The following is a 22235-nucleotide window of genomic DNA, read 5'->3' as shown; positions in this document are numbered from 1 at the left end:
TAAGGGGATTAAAAAACAAAAAAATATTATTGTTAATATACAGAAAAAATGGTATATTATATTACGCTAAATATATTTATTATTGTTAATATACATATTTAGTATTATAAAATTATAGAGAGGTTTTTAATGGAAAAGAAGGTGAAAAAAGAAAAAGATGATATCGTAGAGAATTTTAATATAACATCTACAGGATCACTTTTAACAGATATAACAAAAATTGATATAAGATTAAATCAATTGCCAGATATTGAAGTTAGAGAAGTTATAATAAAAGAAACTGGAAATTTTTTAAATTTAAAAGATAATGTAATAAATATACCTGTCGAAATGATTGTTTTTCCATTTTTTACTCCTCAAAAACAAAATAAAAGAGTAAATTTTCAATATTCTTTTGAAGATTTGGGTGTTACTATGTATTGTACATTAGTAGCTAAAGATTCAAGAGATAAAGTATTTCAACCATCTATTTTTGAAGAAAAAATATATACATATTTAATTTCAACTTATGAAGCTAAAAAAGATTTAGATGATGAAGATGAATATATTGAATTTGAAATTTCAGACTTTATAGTTCATTTTTTAGGAAATAAAATGAATAGAACTTATTACACAAAAGTTGAACAAGCTTTAAAGAATTTAAAAAATACAGAATATCAGTTTATAGTTTCAAATCATACAAAATTAGGGAAATATAAATTTGAAGATGAGGAATTTAAACTTTTAACTTATCAAAAATTAAAAAAGGGTAAAAAAATATATTATAGAGTTACTCTTAATAAAAATATAAGAAAAAAAATAAGTGATAAAAGATATATAAAATATAATTCAAAGGCTTTAATGGAAATTTTAGCAAAAGATCCTATAGCTGGAAGAATTTATAAATACATTAGTAAAATTAGATATGAAAAGCAAGAAGATAGAATAAATCTAAGAACAATTGCTGCAATTATTCCATTAAAAACAGAACAAACAACAGAAAGAGTAAATAAAAATGGTGATACAAAAACTTATGTTCTTTGCAGAATGAAACAGGTATTAAAAAGAGTTGAAAAAGCATATGATGTATTAGTTGAGCTTGGATATGTAGAGTATTACAAATCATATCAAGATAAAAGTGAAGATACATATTATATAATTTATAAATTTAATAGTAAAAAAGATGGTGAATGTCATGTTTCATCATTTATAGAAAATTCAAAGTCAAATAAAACTAAAGAGATTACTTATTCAAAAGAGAAAGAGAGATATGTAGAAAAATCTAATTTTAATTCTGATGATATAGAAGAAGCTGAAATTGTTGAGATTATAGATGAAAAACCAAAAAAAGAAGAAAAATTAAAGATAGAGAGTAAAAAAGAAGTAAAAAAAGAAGTAAAAAAAGAAGTTGTAAAAAAATCTGAAAAAAATAATGAATTTATTTATCCAGATGAAGTAATAAAATATATTCAAAAAGCTAAGAAAAATATATATGTTTCAAGATCATGGGATAAAAGAACAGACACAAAGATAAAGAAAATTTTTATAGAAGAAGGAGAGATTATTCTAATTGAAGTCTTGAAAATTATATATAAAAATTTAAATTCTAATATTAAAACAACTTTAGTTCAATACATAAACGGTGTTCTAAAAAATCTCTTAAGTCAAGAAAATGATGTTTCAAAACAAAACTTAACTTTATTTAACAATATTGTTAAAGAAAAAGGATTAATAAGTAAAAAGAAAATAAATCAAGCGAGAAGAACAGTTAAAAAACCGGTTATAAATAGTTTAAAAGAATTGATTGATGAAACTGATATCTCTGTAGATATATTAAAGGTTTTTGACGAATATGATGAGTACGAAAAATTAAAAATTGAGGAGCAAGCTATTAAACTTTGTTCTCTAGAAGAAAATATAGATGTGAATTTTTTACTTACTATGAAAAGAAAATCAAAAAAAATCTATTTTAATACAATAAAAAAATATATTGAGAGAGTTATTAATGAGTAGATTTAACAAAACGTTAAATATGTTAAATCAGAGTGTATAAAATAGTTAAAATATCATAAAATACACAATTAAAGACTTAAAAATGAACATTTTTTGACAAAAAAACAATTCAAAATAAAAATTGACAAAATTTTGAAAATTAAGTATTCTATATTAGAATAATAGATTTAAACTTTATGTTTTTATATAATAATAAACAATAAATGTAGAAAGGTGAGTAGGATTATGGTAAGTAAAACAGTTGAAATTAAAAATGAAACAGGACTACATACAAGACCTGGTAACGAATTTGTAAGTTTAGCAAAAACATTTACATCTCAAATTGAATTAGAAAATGAAGAAGGAAAAAAAGTAAAAGGAACATCTTTACTAAAATTACTTTCTTTAGGAATTAAAAAAGGTGCAAAAATAACAGTTCATGCTGCAGGAGAAGATGAGAACGAAGCAGTTGAGAAGTTAGCTCACCTACTTGAAAATCTAAAGGACTAATAAATAGGACGATAGTTTAAAGTGTGAGAAGGATGGGGGTGACTCTGTCCTTTTTTTTGTCAAAAAATTAAAGTTTTGGGAGAGATAAAATATGAGAAAATTTGTAAAAGGTATAGACGCATCTCCAGGGGTAGCAGTAGGAAAAGTATTTTTATATAAAGAAGAGGAGCTTTTCATAGATAAAAGCGAATGCTCAAATATTGAGATTCAAAAAGAAAAGTTAATCGAAGGTAGAGAAAAAACTAAAGAGCAATTATTAAAAATTAGAGAAAAAACAGCTAGACAACTAGGTGAAGATAAAGCGGCAATATTTGATGGACATATAACATTATTAGAAGATGAAGATCTATTTGATGAAGTAACAGAGCTAATTGAAGATGAAAAAATAACAGCAGAAAATGCTTTAGAGCAAGGTATCAGCGGATATTGTGATATGTTAGCAAACTTAGAAGATGAGTATTTAAGAGAAAGAGCAGCAGATTTAAGAGATATAGCTAAAAGATGGTTATACAACATAGTAGGAATAGATATTGTTGATTTATCTTCACTTCCTGCAAATTCAGTTGTAGTAGCAAGAGACTTAACTCCATCAGATACTGCTCAATTAGACTTAAAAAATGTTGTAGCATTTATAACTGATATTGGTGGAAAAACAGCTCACTCATCTATTATGGCTAGATCTTTGGAGATTCCAGCAGTAGTTGGAACTGGAAATATAACTGAATTAGTAACTAATGAAGCTTCGATAATAGTTGATGCTTTAACTGGTGATGTTATAATTGAACCTACACAAGAGGATGTAGAAAAGTATTCAAAGAAAAGAGAGAAATATTTAGAAGAAAAAGAGTTATTAAAGCAATTAAAAGATAAAACAGCTACATCGAAAGATGGAATAACTGTTGGAGCTTGGGCAAATATAGGATCTCCAAAAGATGTTGCAGGAGTTCTAAGAAATGGTGCTAATGGAATCGGTCTTTATAGAACAGAGTTTTTATTCATGGCAAATGATAGATTCCCAACAGAGGATGAGCAATTTGAAGCTTATAAAATTGTTGCTGAATCAATGAAAGATGAAAATGGAAAATCATATCCAGTAACAATTAGAACAATGGATATAGGTGGAGATAAATCATTACCGTATATGGAGCTACCACATGAGGAAAATCCGTTCTTAGGATGGAGAGCTTTAAGAATATGTCTAGATAGACCTGAAATCTTAAAAACACAGTTTAGAGCGCTTTTAAGAGCATCAGCATTTGGATATATTAAAATAATGTTACCTATGGTAATTTCAATAGAAGAGTGTAGAAAATCAAAAGCTTTATTAGAAGAGTGTAAAGCTGAATTAAGAGCTGAAGGAATAAAATTTGATGAGGATATTCAATTAGGAATTATGATTGAAACTCCAGCTACAGCATTTAGAGCTAAATGGTTTGCACAAGAAGTTGATTTCTTCTCAATAGGAACAAATGACTTAACTCAATATACATTAGCAGTAGATAGAGGAAATGAGAGAATATCTCACTTATACGATACATACAATCCAGGAGTTTTAGCAGCTATTAAAGCAGCAATAGATGGAGCTCATGAAGGTGGAATCTCTATATCAATGTGTGGAGAGTTTGCAGGAGAAGCTAGAGCAACAGCTTTATTATTTGGAATGGGATTAGATGCATTCTCAATGTCAGCTATTTCAGTTGCAAAAGTAAAGAAAAATATAATGGCTATCGATAAAGCTTCAGCAGAGGCGTTAGTTGAAAGAGTAATGTCAATGAGTACAACAGAGGATATATTAGCAGAAATAGACAAATATAATGAAGAGCTATTAGGATAATACTTTCTAAAAAAGGTGAAACAATGTTTCACCTTTTTTTGTTTTTAGAGTATACTATTGTAAAAAAGTAATAGGGAGAGTGTTATGGGATTAAAAGATTTTAAAATAAAAGTTTCTAAAGAAAATATTCTACATAACTATCACTATTTAAAAAAACTTAGAAATAAAGAGATAATAGCTGTTGTAAAAGCTAATGCTTATGGGCATGGAATAGAAAATATAGTTAGATTTTTATCAGAAAACGGTTGTAAATATTTTGCAGTAGCTAGAGAGTGCGAAGCTGAAAAAATATTAAAGTTAAAAATAGAAAACATAAATATTATTATTTTAGAAACAATAGATGAAATAGAAATTTTAAAAAATAATAAAAATATTCATATGGTAATAAATAGTTTTAAAGATCTTTTAAATCTTTTAGATAAAGGAGTTTCAACACAACAATTACATTTAAAATTAGATTTTGGATTTGGAAGAAATGGAATTTTAGAAAAAGACTTTTTTAAACTAAAAGAGCTAATAAGAGAAAAAAATTTAAAATTTAAGGGTCTTTGTACCCATGTTTTTGCTGCAGATTATGATGATATGATTTTAATAGAAAAAAGATTTTCTCAGATGTTAAAAGAGTTAGGAGATGAGAGATTTGAGATTATTCATATGCAAAATAGTGCTGGAGTTATTTCAATAGAGGGTGAATTTTGCACTCATATACGGTGTGGAACTATTTTATTTGGACTTCAAGAAATAGGATACTATGATCCATGTATAAAAAGAGCTTTTAAGCTAAATGGTAGAATATTAGATGTAAAAGATATAGATGATTTAAAATATATAGGATATGAAAAAAAAGAAAATTTAAATATAGGAAAATATAGAAAAGTAGCAAAAATTCGTTTAGGTTATGGAGATGGCTTTTCAAAAAGAAGTGAAGGTATTATGTCTATAATCAATAATAAAAAGTTTAAAATAGTTCATATCAGTATGGATAGTTCATTTATTTTAGTTGATGATTCAGTAAAAGAAGGGGATAATATTGAAATATTTCATGATTTAGAAGAAAGTATAAATCATTTAAAAGTTCCTCATTATGAATTTTTATCTTGTATAAATGACAGAATAAAAAGAGAATTAATATGACTATAAACAAAAATAAAATTTTATTTTAAAAAAATATTGACATTTTTTTTCAAATAAGATATTATACAGCAAACCATCAAGAGAGACCGAGGGACTGGCCCGATGACGTTTCAGCAACCTACCATTATGGTGTGGTGCTAACTCCAGATAGATGGGAGAAGTAGAAGTCTTGTTTACTTACTCTCATCTTAATTAAATATTAAGATGGGAGTTTTTTTTATACGGGAGGATAAAATGATTACTTTAGAAAGAGTGAATAAAATTTATAATAATAAGTTTCATGCTGTAAAAGATGTTTCTTTAAAGATTGAGAAAAGTGAAATATTTGGAATTATTGGATTAAGTGGAGCTGGAAAATCCTCTTTAATAAGATTATTTAATGGGTTAGAGCCATTGACAACAGGAAAAATAGAGATTGAAGGAGTAGATTTATCAAAACTTTCAAAAAAAGAACTATTAAATAAAAGAAAAAAAATTGGAATGATATTTCAACATTTTAATCTATTAAAATCTAGGACAGTTAAAGAAAATATAGCATTTCCTTTAGAAATTGATGGTTGGTCAAAAGTAGAAATTGATGTAAGAGTTAAAGAACTTTTAAAGTTAGTAGAACTTGAAGATAAAGAGGAATTTTATCCGACTCAACTCTCTGGAGGACAAAAACAAAGAGTTGCAATAGCTAGAGCCTTAGCTAATAATCCAGATATTCTCTTATCAGATGAAGCAACATCCGCTTTAGATCCAAAAACTACAAAGTCTATATTAAAACTAATTAAAGATATTCAAAAAAAAATGGGATTAACAGTTGTCTTAATAACTCATCAAATGGAAGTTATTAGAGAGATTTGTGACAGAGTAGCTGTTATGTCAAATGGTGAAGTTGTAGAAACTGGAAAAACATATGAAATATTCTTAAGTCCAAAAACAGAGATTACAAAAGAACTAATATCATATGTTCCACCTCAAGAAAAAGAGGAGATTGATTACATAAAAAAATCTGGAAATAAAGTTATAAAATTAATGTTTTTAGGCTCAGTAGCAGGAGATCCTATATTATCTAAAGCTGTAAAAAAGTTTAATATAGATATAAATGTCTTAGGTGGTGCAATTGATCTTTTATCAACTATGCAGGTAGGACATTTAATGGTTGAATTAATAGGGGATATGGATAAACAAAATGAAGCAATAGCTTGGTTTCCAAGTTTAGATGTAGGAGTGGAGGTTATTTACGATGGTATTTAATATGTTAATACAAGCGACGATAGAGACAATATATATGGTTTTATTATCTGCTGTGGTTTCATTAGGAATAGGATTTCCTTGTGGAATTTTAGCAGCAATTACATCAGATGGACATATATTTGAAAATAAGGGAATAAATAGAATTTTGAATGGAATTATAAATATAACAAGATCATTTCCTTATATAATTTTAATGATTTTATTATTACCACTATCTAGACTTATAATAGGAACGACAATAGGAAGTACAGCAGCAATAGTTCCTCTTTCTATATCGGCAGCTCCCTTTGTAGCAAGAATAGTTGAAAATTGTGTTTTAGAAGTGGATAGAGGAGTAATAGAAGCAAGTGAAAGTTTAGGAGCTAATAATTTTACAATAATAACTAAAGTAATGATTCCAGAATCGTTACCATCTCTAATCCAAGGAATAACACTATTAGTTATTAATTTAATAGGTTTATCTGCAATGGCTGGAGCTATTGGTGGTGGTGGACTTGGAGATTTAGCTATCAGATTTGGTTATAATAGATTTAAGTTAGATATAATGATTTATTCGGTTTTAATTATTATAGTTTTAGTTCAAGGAGTTCAATTAATTGGAAATTTAATATCAAATAGATTGAAAAAAAATGGGAGGTAGTTATGAAAAAATTAGTTTTAGTATTAGGTTTATTAGGATCAGTTATAAGTTTTGGGGCAAAATTAAAAGTTGGAGCTTCTCCAGTTCCTCATGCACAACTTTTACAATTAGTAAAAGATGATTTAAAAAATGAAAATGTAGAATTAGAAATAATAGAATTAACAGATTATGTAACACCAAATTTACTATTGGATTCAAAAGAGTTGGATGCTAATTTTTTCCAACATAAACCATATTTAGAAACTTTTTCTAAAGAAAAAAATTTAAAATTAGTATCAGCAGGTAATGTTCATGTAGAACCTTTAGGAGTTTATTCTAAAAAAGTTAATAAAATAGAGAATTTAAAAAAAGGTGGAGTGGTAGCAATACCAAACGATCCAACAAATGGTGGAAGAGCTTTAATTCTTTTACATAATAATGGTATTATAAAATTAAAGAATCCTCAAGATTTATTAGCTACAGAGTTTGATATTGTAGAAAATAAAAATAATTTAAAATTTAAGTCTTTAGATGCTGCTCAAATACCAAGAGCATTAGAAGATGTTGATTTAGCAGTAGTAAATGGTAACTATGCAATCGAAGCAGGACTTAATCCTTTAACAGAAGCTTTAATAATTGAAGGAAAAGAATCACCTTATGCTAACTTAATAGCTGTAAGAGAGGGAGATGAGAAAAAAGAGGATATCCAAAAATTAGTAAAAGCTTTACAAAGTGAAAAAGTAAAAGTTTTTATAGAAAATACTTATAAAGGTGGAGTAGTTCCAGCTTTTTAGAATAAAATAAAAAAGTGAGTTTTCAAACTCACTTTTTTATTTTATATCTAATTTGCAAACTTTCCTACATTTAACTTTCTTTTTTGTACAAAATATATCTTCTGAATTACAATTAGGACAAAAATCTAAATCTTTTTTTAATGTGGGAATAAAAGTTTGACCACAAGAGTTACATATAAATTGACAATGAGGAGTTTTAAAATCTCCTCCCTTTAATTGAATTCCATATCCCATAATAAGAGCTTCGGTTATTTTAACTCTTGCTGAATTAAGTATATTTTGAAAAGTTTGTCTTGAAACTCCCATTTTTTCAGCACACTCTTCTTGAGATAAATTTTCTAAATCTTTAAGTCTAATTGCTTCTAATTCTTCAATTTTTATATTATTAAAATGAATATTACAATTTTTACTTCCCTCAGGGATAAACTTTGTTTCATTTGGAATAAATTCTACACTTCTAACTTTAGTAGGTCTAGCCATATTTATTTTCCGCACTTACAATTACAAGAGTGTCCATGTCCATGATGATGTTCGTGGTGATGCTCATGACTATTACATACTGCTTCTCCGTTAACTAGTATATGTTTAAAGAATCCATCAGCTATATCGTCACAAAATCCTTCTAGGCCAGAAAAAACTTTAATATCAAGAGATTTTAAGTTATTTAAAGCTCCTTCACCAATTCCACCACAAGCTACAAATTCAACGCCTAATTCCTTTAATTGTCCAGGAATAGCTCCGTGTCCATTACTTTTATGGTATTCTTTATTTGTACCATCATAAACAAAAAAACCTTCTGCTCTTCCAAAATGTTGACTAATTTTGTTATTTTCAGAAACAACTGCAATTTTCATAAAAACACCTCTTTTTTTAGTTATTGGCATATGCTATAATTAATATTAATTTTTTTTAGTAAAAAAGTCAAGAATTATTTTTTTAAAATTGACTGTTACGATTATTTTTGATAATATACATATATAAAAATGGTATAAATTAAAGGGAGTATAATGAAAACTGATTTATTAGTAATAAAAGATGAGTTAAAAAAATATGCAAAAACAATATCGAAACTATTTGCAATGGATGTTGGGATTTGTGATAAAAATCTTATAAGAATAACAGGAAGTGGACCTCAAAAAATAGGTGAAAAAATAAGAGGAAGAGCTAATAAAAAAACATTAGAAACCAAAGAAACAACAGTTATTTTAAATCCTAGAGAGGATGAGATTTGTAGTGGTTGTTCAGAAAAAGATTGTTGTTTAGAAGTATTAGAAATATCAACTCCAATAATGTATGAAGGAAAATTAATCGGTTTAATAAGTTTAGTTTCTTTTGATGAAAATCAAAAGAAAAGAGTTTTAGAAAATTTAAAAAATTATTTAGATTTTGTTGAACAAATGGCTGAACTGATAAGTATAAGATTTATTGAGTACAATGAAAGTTTAGAAAAAACAGAAAGAGAAAATGTTCTTACAACAATATTGAATACAATTCAAAAAGGTGTTTTGAGATTTAATAGTGAGGGGATAATAACAAGTATTAATAATTTTGCTTTGAAAAAGATAGAATCAGATAGTAGAATTCTTGGGAAAAAAATACAATTAAGCTCACAAAATGATTTTCTTATGGAAGAAGAGATATATAAATTGAAAGTTCAAGAAAAAGAGTTAACAGTTCTTGGAAAAATATTACCTTTTGAAGCTTTTGGAAAAAATGAAAAAATTTTTATTTTTGATGATATGAATAAGGTAAATGATGGAATTAGAGGCCTAGTTGAAACATCAAATAGTGTTTCATTAGAAAATATAATAGGTGATTCAGAGTTTACTAATCTATTGAGAGAAAGAATAAAACATGTTGCACCTTCAAAGTCAACGGTGTTGATAACAGGAGAAAGTGGAACAGGAAAAGAGCTAGTAGCGAGAGCTTTACACTATCATAGTTCAAGAAGAAATGCCCCCTTTGTTGTTATAAACTGCGCAGCAATTCCTGAGTCTCTTTTAGAAAGTGAACTATTTGGATATGTGAGAGGAGCTTTTACAGGTGCTGACAAAAATGGGCGTATGGGAAAGTTTGAGTTAGCAAATGGAGGAGTTATATTTTTAGATGAAATTGGAGATATGCCTTTATATTTGCAAGCTAAAATATTAAGAGTACTTCAAGAGAGAAAAGTAACAAGAGTAGGTTCAAATAGAGATATAGAGTTAGACATTAGAATTATTGCAGCAACAAATGTAGATTTAGAGAAAAAAATTCTTGAAAAAGAATTTAGAGAAGATCTTTATTATCGATTGAAAGTTATTCCTTTTGAAATAGCACCTTTAAGGGACAGAAGAGAGGATATTTTACCAATAACAAAAAATCTCATAAAAAAATATAATAGAATAACTGAAAAATACATAAGCTTTATTGATATAGAAGTAGAAAAGTTATTTTTAAATTATTCTTGGCCAGGAAATATAAGAGAATTAGAAAATGTAGTAGAGTTTATGTTTAATCTTTCAGATAATAGTGATATTTTAAGTTTATCCACAGTTCCTGAAAAGCTATTAGAAAATAGAAGAATAAATAATGAAATAGTTGTAGAGAAAAAAGAATCAAAAGATGTATCTTATATGGAAGATTTTCAAGTTGTGGAAAAAAGTTACATTGAAAAAGCACTCAAAATTTTTGGAAGAGATACAGAAGGAAAGAAAAAAATTGCAGATAAAATGGGAATAGGATTGACAACTTTATATAGAAAAATACAGAAATATAATATTTAGAATTTTCAAAATGAAAAAAACTATTTTCAAAATGAAAAATTTTTCAAAATGAAAAAAATAAAAATTAAATTTATATAAATATTGTTAAACTATATTTAAAGTTTACAGAAAATAATACAAAAAAAAATAAAAAATTACATAAATTTAATAAAAATATCTATTGGAATGAAAATTGCTTATTATATACTTGTATATTATAAAATAATTAGGTATTTAAAGGAGGAATTGAGAGTTATGATAGATAAAATTTTAAGTATTTTAAATGAAGAGATAGTTCCAGCAGAGGGGTGTACAGAACCGATAGCTTTAGCATATATAGGAAGTAAATTAACATCAATATTAGGTGGAGTTCCAGAGAAGGTTGATATCGCTTTATCAGGAAATTTAATAAAAAATGTTAAAAGTGTAAAAATACCAAACTCAGAAGGAATGGTAGGAATAGAGGCAGCTGTAGCTCTTGGAACAATTTTAGGAGATTCTAAAAAAGAGTTAATGGTTATATCAAGCGTTGATAAATCAAGATTAAATGAAGTTAAAGAGTATTTAGATAATAAAAAAGTTGTAGCTACTAAAATAGAAGGGGATGTAAAGCTTCATATGAGAGCTACAGGAGTTTTAGGACAAGATACAGTTACAATAGAGATTAAAGATTATCATACAAATATTGTTAAAATAGAAAAAAATGGTGAAATAATAAAAGGTGCATCTTGTGACGAAGTTGTTACTGGAGATATGATGACAGATAAAAGTTTTTTAACTGTTGAGTTAATCCATGATTTAGCTAAAACTATAGATTTAGCCTTAATTGCTCCAATTTTTGAAAAGGTTATAGCTTATAACTCAGCTATAGCAAATGAAGGTTTAAAAAATGATTATGGAATAAGTATGGGTAAAAGTTTATATGAAGGTATGCAAGAGGGAGTTTACGGTAAAGATTTAAAAAACAAGATTGTAAGCTTTGCAAGTGCTGGAAGTGATGCAAGAATGAACGGGTGTTCTATGCCAGTAATGACAACAAGTGGAAGTGGAAATCAAGGTATGTCTGCATCTTTACCAGTTATAAAGTACTGTGAAGAAAAAGGATTAACACATGAGCAATTAATAAGAGGACTATTCTTTTCACATTTAACAACAATACATATAAAATCAAACGTTGGAAGATTATCAGCATATTGTGGAGTTGTTTGTGCTGGAGGAGGAGTAGCAGGAGCTTTAGCCTTTTTAGATGGAATGCCTTTAGACAGAATAGATGCAGCAATTGAAACAACTTTAGCAACATTATCAGGAATGCTATGTGATGGAGCAAAGAGTTCTTGTGCAACAAAAATAGCGAGTTCAATTGGAATGGCATTTGATTCATACTATTTATCTAAAAAGAAAAAGAACTTTGAATATGGAGAAGGAATAGTTGGTAAAGATGTTGAAGCAACTTTAGCCAATGTAAAGGTTTTAGCTCATGAAGGATTAAGACAGACAGATGAAGTTGTTTTAGAAATAATGTTAAATAACTAGTTTTAATATATGGTTTTAGGAGGAAAAATGAAAATAATAATTATCGGTGGAGTTGCCGCTGGAATGTCAGCAGCAGCAAAAGCAAGTAGACTTAACAAAGAAGCAGAGTTAGTAATTTATGAAAAAACTGAGGTTGTTTCATGGGGAGCTTGTGGGCTTCCATACTATGTTGGAAACTTTTTTGAAAGTCCAAATAATATGATAGCAAGACCAGTAGAGAAATTTATAGAAGCTGGAATGAACATAAAAATAAAGCACGAAGTTATAGCAATTGATGTAGATAAAAAAGAGGTAACTGTTAAAAATTTAGTAACAGGTGAAACTTTTATAGACAATTATGATAAATTAATGGTAGCTACAGGAGCTCATGCAATAATGCCACCAATTAAAAATTTATCTACTAAAGGTGTGTATACTTTAAAAGATTATACAGATGGAATAGTCTTAAAAGAAGAGATGCTAAAAGATGAGAACCAAGATATCGTTATAGTTGGAGCTGGATATATTGGACTTGAAGTAGCAGAGGCAGCTAAACATTTAGGAAAAAGAAGTGTTAGAATAATTCAATTAGGTGATAGAGTTCTTTTAGAAAGTTTTGATAAAGAGATAACTGATGTTATGGAAGAGGAAATAAGAACTCACGAAGGTGTAGAACTGCACTTAGAAGAGATTGTACAAGAGATTGTAGAGGAAAATGGAAAAGTTGTAAAAGTAAAGACTAACAAAGGGGAATACCCAGCTGATATAGTTGTTGTATCAACAGGAGTAAGACCAAATACAGCTTTCTTAAAAGAAACAGGAATTGAAATGTTAGGAAATGGAGCTTTAGTAATAGATAACCATGGAAGAACAAGTATTGATTCAATCTACTCAGCAGGAGATTGTGCAACAGTTCCTCATTTAGTAAGAAAAGAAAATGTGTATATTCCTCTTGCAACAACTGCTAATAAAATTGGTAGAATAGTTGGAGAAAACTTAGCAGGAGTAGAAACTGAGTTTCAAGGAACTTTAGGATCAGCAGCAGTAAAAGTTATGGATGTAGAGGCTGGAAGAACTGGAATAACAGAATCTGAAGCAATAAAAATGGGAATAAACTATAAAACTGTATTTATAAAAGATAAAAATCAAACAAACTATTATCCAGGTAGAGAGGACATATTTGTAAAGTTAATTTATGATGCAGATACAAGAGTTCTTTTAGGAGGACAAATTGCAGGTAAAAAAGGCGCAGTTTTAAGAGTAGACTCTTTAGCAACAGCGATTTATGCTAAGTTAACAGTGGATGAGATTGGAATGATGGATTTCTGTTATGCTCCACCATTTGCTAGAACTTGGGATGTAATGAACGTAGCTGGTAATGTAGCAAAATAAAATAGGCTTCAATAAAAATTAAAATATAGAAACGGGAGAAAAAAAAACAATGAACAATGTATTTTTTGAACAATTTTTAATGATTAGTGATTTGAAAACTGTTGGTTTCTTAGTAGCATTATTAGTAATTTTATTTCTAATAAATATGTTACCAAAGAAAAAATTTAACTTTTCAGCAAAAGTTATGGTTGCAACAGTTGTTGGTTTAATTTTAGGATTAGCAATTCAATTTGTAGCTGGATTCCCAGAGAATCCAATGAATTTAACATTTGTAAAAGAGACAACACTATGGTATAGCTTACTTGGTGGAGGATTTATATCTTTAATTAGAATGTTAGTTATTCCATTAGTTATGGTATCAATCATACATGTTATTATTAACATGAAAGAGGATGCGAATTTAGGAGATTTAGTAAAGAAAAGTTTAATTATTACTTTAGTAATGGTTGCAATTTCTGTAGGTGTTGGATTACTTTTAGGAAATTTATTTGAAGTTGGAAAAGTTTCAACTGATGCAGTACAAGCTGTAGCAACAGAGGGTGGAAGAAAAATCAGAGAGGTTAGCAATATTGTTGATACATTGAAAGCTCTTATTCCTTCAAACCCAGTTGAAGCAATGGTTAAGTTAAATATTGTTGGATTAGTTATATTCTCAGCAGTTGTTGGAGTAGCAGCAAAGAGAATGTCAAAGAAATATATGGATACTGTAAAGCCATTCTTTGATTTAATAAATGCTTCTCAAAAAATTATAGTATCAATGGCAATGAGTATTATTAGATGGATGCCTTTAGCAGTAGTACCATTATTAGCAAACACAATTGCACAAAAAGGTATTGGAGCAATAGCAGAAGTAGGAAAATTCATAGCAGTTTTATACTTAGCAACAGCAGTTATGTTTGTAATACAGATGATAGCAGTATCATTCTTTGGATTAAATCCATTTACATATGTAAAGAAAAGTATCTCTTTAATGATTTTAGCATTTACGTCTAGATCAAGTGTTGGATGTTTACCAGTAACAATTTCAACATTAACTAATAAACTAGGTGTTAGTGAATCAACAGCAAGTTTTGTTGCAAGTTTTGGTACAACAGCAGGAATGCAAGGTTGTGCAGGAATATTCCCAGCATTAACAATTGTATTTGTTACAAATATGAGCGGACATCCAATTGATGCAACATTAATAGTAATGTCTATAATTGTTGTGGCAATTAGTTCATTAGGAATTGCAGGAATTCCAGGAACAGCAACAATGGCAGCTTCAGTTGCTTTATCAGGAACTGGATTAGCAGCTATGTTCCCTCTAATTAACCCAATCTTAGCAATCGATCCTATTATCGATATGCCAAGAACAATGTTAAACGTAATTGGATCAGTTACAAACGCATTAATGGTTGATAAGAGTTTAGGAAACTTAAATCATGAAGTTTATCAAGATGCAGAAGCAGGAAATGAAGCAAACTCTTCTGAGATTGAGTAATAATAAAAAAAGCCACCTTCAAGGTGGCTTTTACTTTATCTAATTCCATGATATAACCTATAGAATTTACCTTCTAATTTTAGAAGTTCTTTAAATGAACCAGATTCAACAATATTATCATCTCCCAAGACATAGATTTTATCAAAATCTTCAAGGATACTAAGTCTATGAGTTATTGCGATAACAATTCTATCATTATATTCCTCTTTTATATTTTTTAAAATAGATTTTTCATTGATAATATCTAAGGCATTAGTTGCTTCATCTAAAAGAATCAAATCAGGATTTTTTAAGAATAACCTAGCCATAGCAATTTTTTGTCTTTGTCCAGAGCTTACATGTACTCCACCTTCACCAATTATAGTATTTTCCTCTTGAGGAAATTTGTCAAAAATTTCATAAACATATGATTTTTCAATTGCAAAGTTTAATTCCTCTTCAGTACAATTTTCTTTTACAAGAGTGATATTATCAATTAAACTTCCATTTATAATATAATCACTTTGATCTACGATTCCAAGTCGTTCTAAATATGTTTTAAAAGTTATTTTATTTAATGGAATATTATTAATTAAAATCTCCCCATTTGTAGGAAGTAAAGCTCTTTTTAAAAGAGAAGCAGTAGTACTTTTACCAATTCCACTTTCACCAACTAGAGCTATTTTTTCTCCTTTTTCTATTTTTAAATTAAAGTTTTGTAAAATAGATTTCTCATCATAAGAAAAGCCTATATTTTTAAATTCAATTGAAGTGATAGGTTCTATTAGTGGTATATCTCCATCCATTCTATTGTTAAGATTTATAATTTCAGTAAATCTATTAACTCCAGATATTCCTTTTTGATAGATATCAACAAGTCCAACCATTCTCATAATTCTAAGTCTAAAACGATCAACTAAAAGCAAAAAAGATAAGATAATTCCCATTGTAACTCCATCTTTTATGTATAAATAACCTCCAGCAAGAATAATTATAAGTTGAGTTATATTGGAGTAAAAAGTTACTCCTGAAACAATTAAGCTAGATGGAATCATATTCTTCTTTTCACTTTCTAAAAGAGTATCATTTTTTTCAAGAAATCTTTTTTGAGCATAACCTTCTAAATAGTTATCTTTTAAAAAAGAGATAGTTCTCAAAATATCATGAAGATTAGCAGATAATAAACCTGAATTTTTTCGAACACTTCTATGACCAGCTTTCATTTTTTTATTTTCCTTATAAACAAAGATTAATGTTAGTGGTAAAGGAAATAAAGTAATTAGTGAAAGTTTTAAATCAAAATCTATCATTATAAAGATAGAAGCAATAATAGTTATAACTGAAAATATAAAATCCTCTAATCCTCTATGACAAAGAGTGGAAACACTATCTAAGTCATTAATAACTCTAGAAATTAAATCACCACTTTGATTTTTTTTAAAAAACTCACTAGGTTGATTTAAAAGTTTTTTTAATAGATCATTTCTCATACTTTGTTTTATTTTACTTCCCATTAATTTTCCGTTTGCTTGAGAATTAACGGCAAAAAATAGACGCAAAATATAAAGAATAATTAGTATAATAGAAAATTTTAACAGTAAATCAATATTTTTAGATGGAAGAGCATCATCTATTAAATTTTTAATTAAAAGTGGTGAGTAAACATCAATAGCAGTCATAGCTAATCTCACACCTAAAAATAGAAGAAGAAGCTTATTTTCCTTTTTTAAATAGTAAATAAGAGTTCCAAAAGATGTTTTTTTCATAAAAAGTTCTCCTTAAAATACATTTATTTCTAAATTAATAGTAACTTTTTTTATACCTAAAAGTCAATACTTCATGATATAAATAATATAAATAATAGATGATAATGTTATAAATTTTAGATAATTTGATTGAAATTTGTACGATAAAGTGTTAATATTAATTAGATAAAAATGTAATGGTTCAACTTGATTAAAAGGGAATTGAGTGAAAATCTCAAACGGTCCCGCCACTGTATAGAGGATGAAAACAGTAATACCACTGAGGATATAAACCTTGGGAAGGGCTGTGAGTAGGATGAATCTAAGTCAGGAGACCTGCCATTATTTAGAATTCTGCGAGGACAGAGAAGGTAAAGGTTTTTACACTTCTCTTTTAGTATTTTCAAAAGGGAGGTTTTTTTTATTGGTGAGAAATTTTAATTTAAAATAAAAATAAAGAAAAATAATACAGGGAGATTAATGATGAACTTTTACAAAACTATGGAAAAGGGCGCGATTATAGCAGCACATTTTGGAACGACACATGAAGACACAAGAGAAAAAACAATAGATATAATAAATAAAAAATTAAAAAATGAGTTTGATAAATTAGATTTTTTTCAGGTTTATACATCAAGAATTATAAATAGAATACTTTCAAAAAGAGGTATTGAAAATTTAAATACCACTCAAATTTTAGAAAAACTAGTAGAGCAAGGATATCAACATGTAATTATTCAACCAACATATATAATAAATGGAACTGAAATGGAAGCTTTAAAAAGAGAAGTGGATATGTTTTCTGATAAATTTGAAGATATAAGAGTTGGAACTCCATTATTAACAGAAGTAGATGATTATTTTAAGTTAATTGAAGTAATAGAAAAAGAAGTTGGAGTTTTAAAAGAGGATGAAGGAGTTGTGATGATAGGGCATGGCACAGAGCATCCTGCATTGTCAGCTTATCCAATGTTAGCTTATGTTACAAAAGACTTAGAAAAACCTATATACATAGGAACGGTAGAAGGATATCCAGGGCTAGATAATGTAGTAAGAGAGTTAAAAAGAGATAATAAAAGAAAAGTTACGTTAATGCCTCTTATGTTTGTAGCTGGAGATCATGCTAAAAATGATATAGCTGAAGATTGGAAAGAATCATTGGAAGAGAATGGATTTGAAGTAGAGGTAAATTTAAGAGGTTTAGGTGAAATTGAATCTATTCAAAATATTTTTATAGAGAGAGCTAAAAAATTAGAGAATTCTCAACCAGAGGATATACTAGTAAAAAAAGCTGAGTATGCTAAAGGAAGAAAAGCTTCTCATTAATTGGAAGAGTTTAACTCTTCCGCTTTTTATTAAAAGGAGAAATTATGAAGAAAATATTGTTACTATTTTTACTGATAACTACTTTAAGTTTTTCTAAAGAGAATGTAAGGGCAGTTTCAACATCACAGTTTACAACAGAAATTTTATTAGCTATAGGAGCGGAAAATCAGATTTTAGGAACAGCTTATTTAGATGATGAAATACTTCCAGAATTAAAGGAGAAATATGATAAGATACCAGTTTTATCAAAAGGAGCTCCAACTAAAGAGCAATTTTATGCTTTAAATCCTAACCTTTTAACAGGATGGAAATCTATAGCAACTCCTAAAAATTTAGGAACAGTAGAGGAACTAAAGGAAAATGGTGTAAAAGTTGTGTTTACAAAATCTCAAGATACATCTAAAATTGAGGATATATATGACGATATATTGATGTTCGGAGATATTTTTAATTTAAAAGATAATGCTAAAAATGTTGTTGAAAATATGAAAAAAGATATTATTAAAGTTACAGAAAATAATAAAAACAAAAAAAGTATCAAGGTTTTTGCATATGATAGCCAAGAATCAGCACCATTTGTAGTTGGAGGAAGTGGAATTGGAAATACTATGATTGAAATAGCTGGAGGAGAAAATATTTTTAAAGATACAAATTTCTCATTTGGACTTGGAACATGGGAAAAAGTATTGGATGAAAATCCAGAAGTTATTATAGTTATAGATTATGGAAATATAAGCTATAAGAATAAAATAGAATATTTAAAAAATAACTCTCCAATATCTCAATTAGAAGCTGTTAAAAACAATAGATTTATAAGAGTTCCATTAAGTTATATATCGGCAGGAGTTAAGGTTGGTAAAGGTATTGAGATAATTTCAAGTGGATTAAGAGAGGAAAAAAAGTGAAAGTAAAAGATAGAAATATAATTATAATATCTCTTATTTTAATTATAATTTTAGGAACAGTAGCAGTAACAATTGGAAGTGTTTCTCTATCTCCAATTCATGTTTGGAAAATATTGGCAAATAAACTCTCAAATAAAGAGATTTTTTCTATTGAATGGAAAAAATCAACAGAGATGATTGTTTGGAACTTAAGAGTCCCAAGGGTTATTTTAGCTTTGTTAGGTGGTGCAGGATTATCTTTAGTTGGAATTTTAATGCAAGCATTAACAAAAAACTCTTTAGCAAGTCCATATATTTTAGGAATATCTTCAGGAGCTAGTACAGGTGCAGTAATCTCCATTGTATTGGGAAGTATTTTAGGAATATCCTTTTCACCAGGTGTTGGAGCTTTTGTTTTTGGGACCTTCACAGCTTTTTTAGTTTTCTATTTAGCTGGAAATGGAGGATATTCGAGTACTAAATTAGTTTTAATAGGTGTGGCTGTATCCTCTTTATTTTCTGGAATTACAACATTTTTAGTAACAACTGCTAAAAATGAATCTCAATTAAGGGGAGCTATGTTTTGGATTTCTGGAAGTTTAGCAGGTGCTAGATGGGAAAGTTTAATGACACTATTTTTAGTATTATTGATATCGGCAATTTTAGTTATATTTAAATATAGAGAGTTAAATATTTTAATTGCAGGAGATGAATTAGCAGAAACCTTAGGTGTCGATGTAAAAAAACTGAGATTTTTTATTGTAATTATATCTACTTTTTTAACTGGATTTATAGTTTCTGCAACAGGAGTAATTGGATTTGTAGGATTGGTAATTCCTCATATATGTAGAGGATTAGTTGGAAGTAATCATAAAAGATTAATTCCATGTGCAATACTTTTAGGAGCTTTATTTTTATTAGGAACAGATACTTTAACGAGAGTTATGTTTAAAACACAAGAGATTCCAATAGGGGTTGTAACATCTATGCTAGGTGCCCCATTTTTTATGAGTATGTTAAGAAAAAATAGCTATAATTTTGGAGGATAATTGTGATAAAAATAGATGATTTAGATTTTAAAATAGAGAAAAGAGATATTTTAAAAAATATTAAATTAAATATAAAAGAGAAAAAGTTTATTGGAATAATTGGTGAAAATGGTTGTGGTAAAAGTACACTTTTAAAAAATATATATAGAAATTATATTCCTAAAAAGAATAGTATTTATGTAGATGGAATAGAATTAAATGATTACTCTGTAAAAGAGTTATCTAAAAAAATATCTGTTTTAAGTCAAAATCAAAAGATTATTTTTGATTTTACGGTTAAAGAGATAGTTGAAATGGGAAAATATAACAAGAGTTCTTTATTTTCAAAAAAAGATTACGAAAAAGATATTGATGAAGCTTTAGATAAGGTTGGAATGAAACATTTAAAAGATTCTAGTTTTTTAACTCTTTCTGGTGGGGAGATGCAGAGAGTTTTAATAGCTAGATCTATAGCACAAGAGAGTCAAGTGTTATTATTAGATGAACCAACAAATCACTTAGATGTAAGATATCAATACCAAATTATGGATTTAGTGAAAAGCCTAGATAAAACAGTTGTTGCAGTAATTCATGATATAAATATAGCAAGTCGTTACTGTGATTATATTTTTGCCATAAAAAATGGTGAAATAAAATACGAAGGAACACCAGAAGAGGTAGTTGTATCTGAAAAAATAAAGGAGATATTCCAAATAGAGGTAGAAGTGATTAAACACCCTTTAAATAACAAGCCAATAGTCATTTTTTTATAGATTCTTTGTGAAAAAAGCTAATTGTATTCAGAAAAAATACAAAAAAAATAAAAGCTAGACTAAAAAGATAAAAATATGGTAAAATTTATAAAAATTTATAAAAATACTAAAAAATAAAGAAAAGAATGGTGGATTATGAAAAAAGGGAAAAAATTAGTCATAGGTATTTTAGTCTTTTTAGTAACATCAATTTTTTATAGAGAGTTTACATTAAAAAATAACGAGGCTAAAAATAACGAGGTAATTGAAAATAAAGAAACAGTAAAGAATGAAGAGGTTGTTGAAACTGAAACTCTAGCTATAGAAAAAGTTGAAGTTACAGAAAAGAAAGTAGAAGAAAAAATTGTTTCTACTCAAGAAAATTCAACTAAAGTAATAGAGGAAAAAGTTACACAAAATTTAGCAGAGGAATCTACTTTAGAGGATTTAGAATTAGAAAATAAAATTGCTAAAGAGTGGGATGATCAAGAGGGACAAGAGTTAGCCGATCTTGATAGCAGTATTGACTTAGAAGAAAAAATTGTATTAGAAAATATGGAATATGTGATTAAAAAAGGAGATACTATTTCAGATTTATCTAAAGAATATAAAATAAAAACTGACTATATCTATGCAAATAATATTGATAAAAACTTAAGAGTTCTTCAAATAGGGAAGAAGATTAATATTCCAACAGAACCTGGAATATTCTACTCAATTAAAAAAGGAGACACTTTTGAAGGGTTGTCAAAGAGATTTGAAGTGGATGTTAAAACAATAAAAGAAGATAATGAGATTGATAGACTTTTAGTTGGAGCTAAAATCTTTTTAAGAGAACCTAAAGTTTCAAGATACTTAAGCAGTTTTAAGCAAGAATATGTTAAAAAAACTAACTTAGGTACTTTTTCTAATCCTTTAATGGCAATGAGTTTAACAAGTAGTTTTGGTTCAAGAAAACATCCTGTATTAAAGAAAGTTTTAAATCATGCAGGTGTAGATTTAAAAGCTAAAACTGGTACAAAAGTTGTTTCTGCAAGAGAGGGTGTTGTATCTTTTGCTGGAAGAGCTAGTGGGTACGGAAAACTTATCATAATAAAACATTCAGATGGTTATGAAACAAGATATGCTCATCTTAGTCAAATAGATGTTAAGAAAGGTCAAAAAATATCTCAAAATCAACATATAGCTTTAAGTGGAGCAACAGGAAGAGTAAGTGGTCCTCACTTACATTTTGAAATAAGAAAAAATGGAAAAATAGAGAATCCATTGACGTATTTAAAATTTTAATA

General features: G+C 27.9%; 19 protein-coding genes and 2 riboswitches. Of the genes, 16 read left to right on the top strand and 3 right to left on the bottom strand.

What is annotated here, in order from left to right:
- Positions 1–129 precede the first annotated feature (129 nt).
- The 7 genes from HMPREF0202_RS04885 to HMPREF0202_RS04855 all read left to right on the top strand — a co-directional run bounded on the left by HMPREF0202_RS04885 (position 130) and on the right by HMPREF0202_RS04855 (position 8104).
- Complete coding sequence (locus tag HMPREF0202_RS04885) at positions 130–1992, top strand: replication initiator protein A (RefSeq protein ID WP_023050033.1); 1863 nt, start codon at positions 130–132, stop codon at positions 1990–1992.
- Positions 1993–2217: 225 nt separating this feature from the next.
- A complete protein-coding gene (locus tag HMPREF0202_RS04880) occupies positions 2218–2481 on the top strand; it encodes an HPr family phosphocarrier protein (protein WP_023050032.1) in 264 nt (87 codons plus the stop codon).
- Between the two features lie 91 nt (positions 2482–2572).
- On the top strand, positions 2573–4315 hold the full coding sequence (gene ptsP / locus HMPREF0202_RS04875) for a phosphoenolpyruvate--protein phosphotransferase (RefSeq protein WP_023050031.1): 1743 nt from the start codon (positions 2573–2575) through the stop codon (positions 4313–4315).
- An 84-nt stretch (positions 4316–4399) separates the two neighbouring features.
- Positions 4400–5449, top strand: coding sequence for an alanine racemase (locus tag HMPREF0202_RS04870; protein ID WP_023050030.1), 1050 nt, complete (start codon positions 4400–4402; stop codon positions 5447–5449).
- A gap of 70 nt (positions 5450–5519) precedes the next feature.
- Positions 5520–5607: riboswitch (SAM riboswitch) on the top strand.
- A gap of 76 nt (positions 5608–5683) precedes the next feature.
- Positions 5684–6691, top strand: coding sequence for a methionine ABC transporter ATP-binding protein (locus HMPREF0202_RS04865; protein WP_040406414.1), 1008 nt, complete (start codon positions 5684–5686; stop codon positions 6689–6691).
- The gene (locus HMPREF0202_RS04860; protein WP_023050028.1) at positions 6681–7331 is read left to right on the top strand and encodes a methionine ABC transporter permease; all 651 of its coding nucleotides are present in this window, start codon (positions 6681–6683) and stop codon (positions 7329–7331) included. The genes HMPREF0202_RS04865 and HMPREF0202_RS04860 overlap by 11 nt, the downstream gene beginning before the upstream one ends.
- A 2-nt stretch (positions 7332–7333) precedes the next feature.
- Positions 7334–8104, top strand: coding sequence for a MetQ/NlpA family ABC transporter substrate-binding protein (locus tag HMPREF0202_RS04855; protein ID WP_023050027.1), 771 nt, complete (start codon positions 7334–7336; stop codon positions 8102–8104).
- Positions 8105–8140: 36 nt separating this feature from the next.
- On the opposite strand, the gene HMPREF0202_RS04850 is transcribed toward HMPREF0202_RS04855, so the two are convergent.
- Both HMPREF0202_RS04850 and HMPREF0202_RS04845 read right to left on the bottom strand, forming a co-directional pair.
- The gene (locus tag HMPREF0202_RS04850) at positions 8141–8599 is read right to left on the bottom strand and encodes a DUF134 domain-containing protein (protein WP_211231162.1); all 459 of its coding nucleotides are present in this window, start codon (positions 8597–8599) and stop codon (positions 8141–8143) included.
- Positions 8587–8958 (bottom strand): NifB/NifX family molybdenum-iron cluster-binding protein, encoded by a 372-nt coding sequence (locus tag HMPREF0202_RS04845; protein ID WP_051364130.1) that lies wholly within the window; start codon positions 8956–8958, stop codon positions 8587–8589. The genes HMPREF0202_RS04850 and HMPREF0202_RS04845 overlap by 13 nt, the downstream gene beginning before the upstream one ends.
- A gap of 153 nt (positions 8959–9111) precedes the next feature.
- Here HMPREF0202_RS04845 and HMPREF0202_RS04840 point away from each other — a divergent pair, with 153 nt between their 5' ends.
- The 4 genes from HMPREF0202_RS04840 (at position 9112) to HMPREF0202_RS04825 (ending at position 15232) form a co-directional block, all read left to right on the top strand.
- On the top strand, positions 9112–10869 hold the full coding sequence (locus tag HMPREF0202_RS04840) for a sigma-54-dependent Fis family transcriptional regulator (RefSeq protein ID WP_023050024.1): 1758 nt from the start codon (positions 9112–9114) through the stop codon (positions 10867–10869).
- Positions 10870–11094: 225 nt separating this feature from the next.
- Positions 11095–12381 carry an L-cysteine desulfidase family protein gene (locus HMPREF0202_RS04835; protein ID WP_147524928.1) on the top strand — a complete coding sequence of 429 codons (1287 nt, stop codon included), beginning with the start codon at positions 11095–11097 and terminating at the stop codon, positions 12379–12381.
- A gap of 27 nt (positions 12382–12408) precedes the next feature.
- The gene (locus HMPREF0202_RS04830) at positions 12409–13752 is read left to right on the top strand and encodes a CoA-disulfide reductase (protein ID WP_040406409.1); all 1344 of its coding nucleotides are present in this window, start codon (positions 12409–12411) and stop codon (positions 13750–13752) included.
- A 49-nt stretch (positions 13753–13801) separates the two neighbouring features.
- Positions 13802–15232: a cation:dicarboxylate symporter family transporter gene (locus HMPREF0202_RS04825; protein ID WP_023050021.1), complete on the top strand. Its 1431-nt coding sequence runs from the start codon at positions 13802–13804 to the stop codon at positions 15230–15232.
- Between the two features lie 35 nt (positions 15233–15267).
- Here the strand turns inward: HMPREF0202_RS04825 and HMPREF0202_RS04820 are convergent, their stop codons facing one another.
- A complete protein-coding gene (locus HMPREF0202_RS04820; RefSeq protein WP_023050020.1) occupies positions 15268–16977 on the bottom strand; it encodes an ABC transporter ATP-binding protein in 1710 nt (569 codons plus the stop codon).
- Between the two features lie 160 nt (positions 16978–17137).
- A riboswitch (cobalamin riboswitch) is annotated at positions 17138–17314 on the top strand.
- Between the two features lie 125 nt (positions 17315–17439).
- On the opposite strand from HMPREF0202_RS04820, the gene HMPREF0202_RS04815 reads away from it, so the two are divergent.
- From HMPREF0202_RS04815 to HMPREF0202_RS04795, 5 genes are all read left to right on the top strand, one after another.
- On the top strand, positions 17440–18282 hold the full coding sequence (locus HMPREF0202_RS04815) for a sirohydrochlorin cobaltochelatase (RefSeq protein WP_051364129.1): 843 nt from the start codon (positions 17440–17442) through the stop codon (positions 18280–18282).
- A 44-nt stretch (positions 18283–18326) separates the two neighbouring features.
- Entirely contained in the window at positions 18327–19187 is an 861-nt protein-coding gene (locus HMPREF0202_RS04810) for an ABC transporter substrate-binding protein (protein ID WP_023050017.1), read from the top strand.
- Positions 19184–20215: a FecCD family ABC transporter permease gene (locus HMPREF0202_RS04805; RefSeq protein ID WP_023050016.1), complete on the top strand. Its 1032-nt coding sequence runs from the start codon at positions 19184–19186 to the stop codon at positions 20213–20215. The genes HMPREF0202_RS04810 and HMPREF0202_RS04805 overlap by 4 nt, the downstream gene beginning before the upstream one ends.
- Before the next feature lie 2 nt (positions 20216–20217).
- Positions 20218–20967, top strand: a complete 750-nt coding sequence (locus HMPREF0202_RS04800) for an ABC transporter ATP-binding protein (RefSeq protein WP_023050015.1) — start codon at positions 20218–20220, stop codon at positions 20965–20967.
- 135 nt (positions 20968–21102) lie between these two features.
- On the top strand, positions 21103–22233 hold the full coding sequence (locus tag HMPREF0202_RS04795) for a M23 family metallopeptidase (RefSeq protein WP_023050014.1): 1131 nt from the start codon (positions 21103–21105) through the stop codon (positions 22231–22233).
- Positions 22234–22235 lie beyond the last annotated feature (2 nt).

This window comes from Cetobacterium somerae ATCC BAA-474, from assembly GCF_000479045.1.
Taxonomy (GTDB): Bacteria; Fusobacteriota; Fusobacteriia; order Fusobacteriales; family Fusobacteriaceae; genus Cetobacterium_A; species Cetobacterium_A somerae.
Note: the sequence above shows the minus strand (reverse complement) of the source record. Positions and strands in the feature narration are given on the sequence as shown.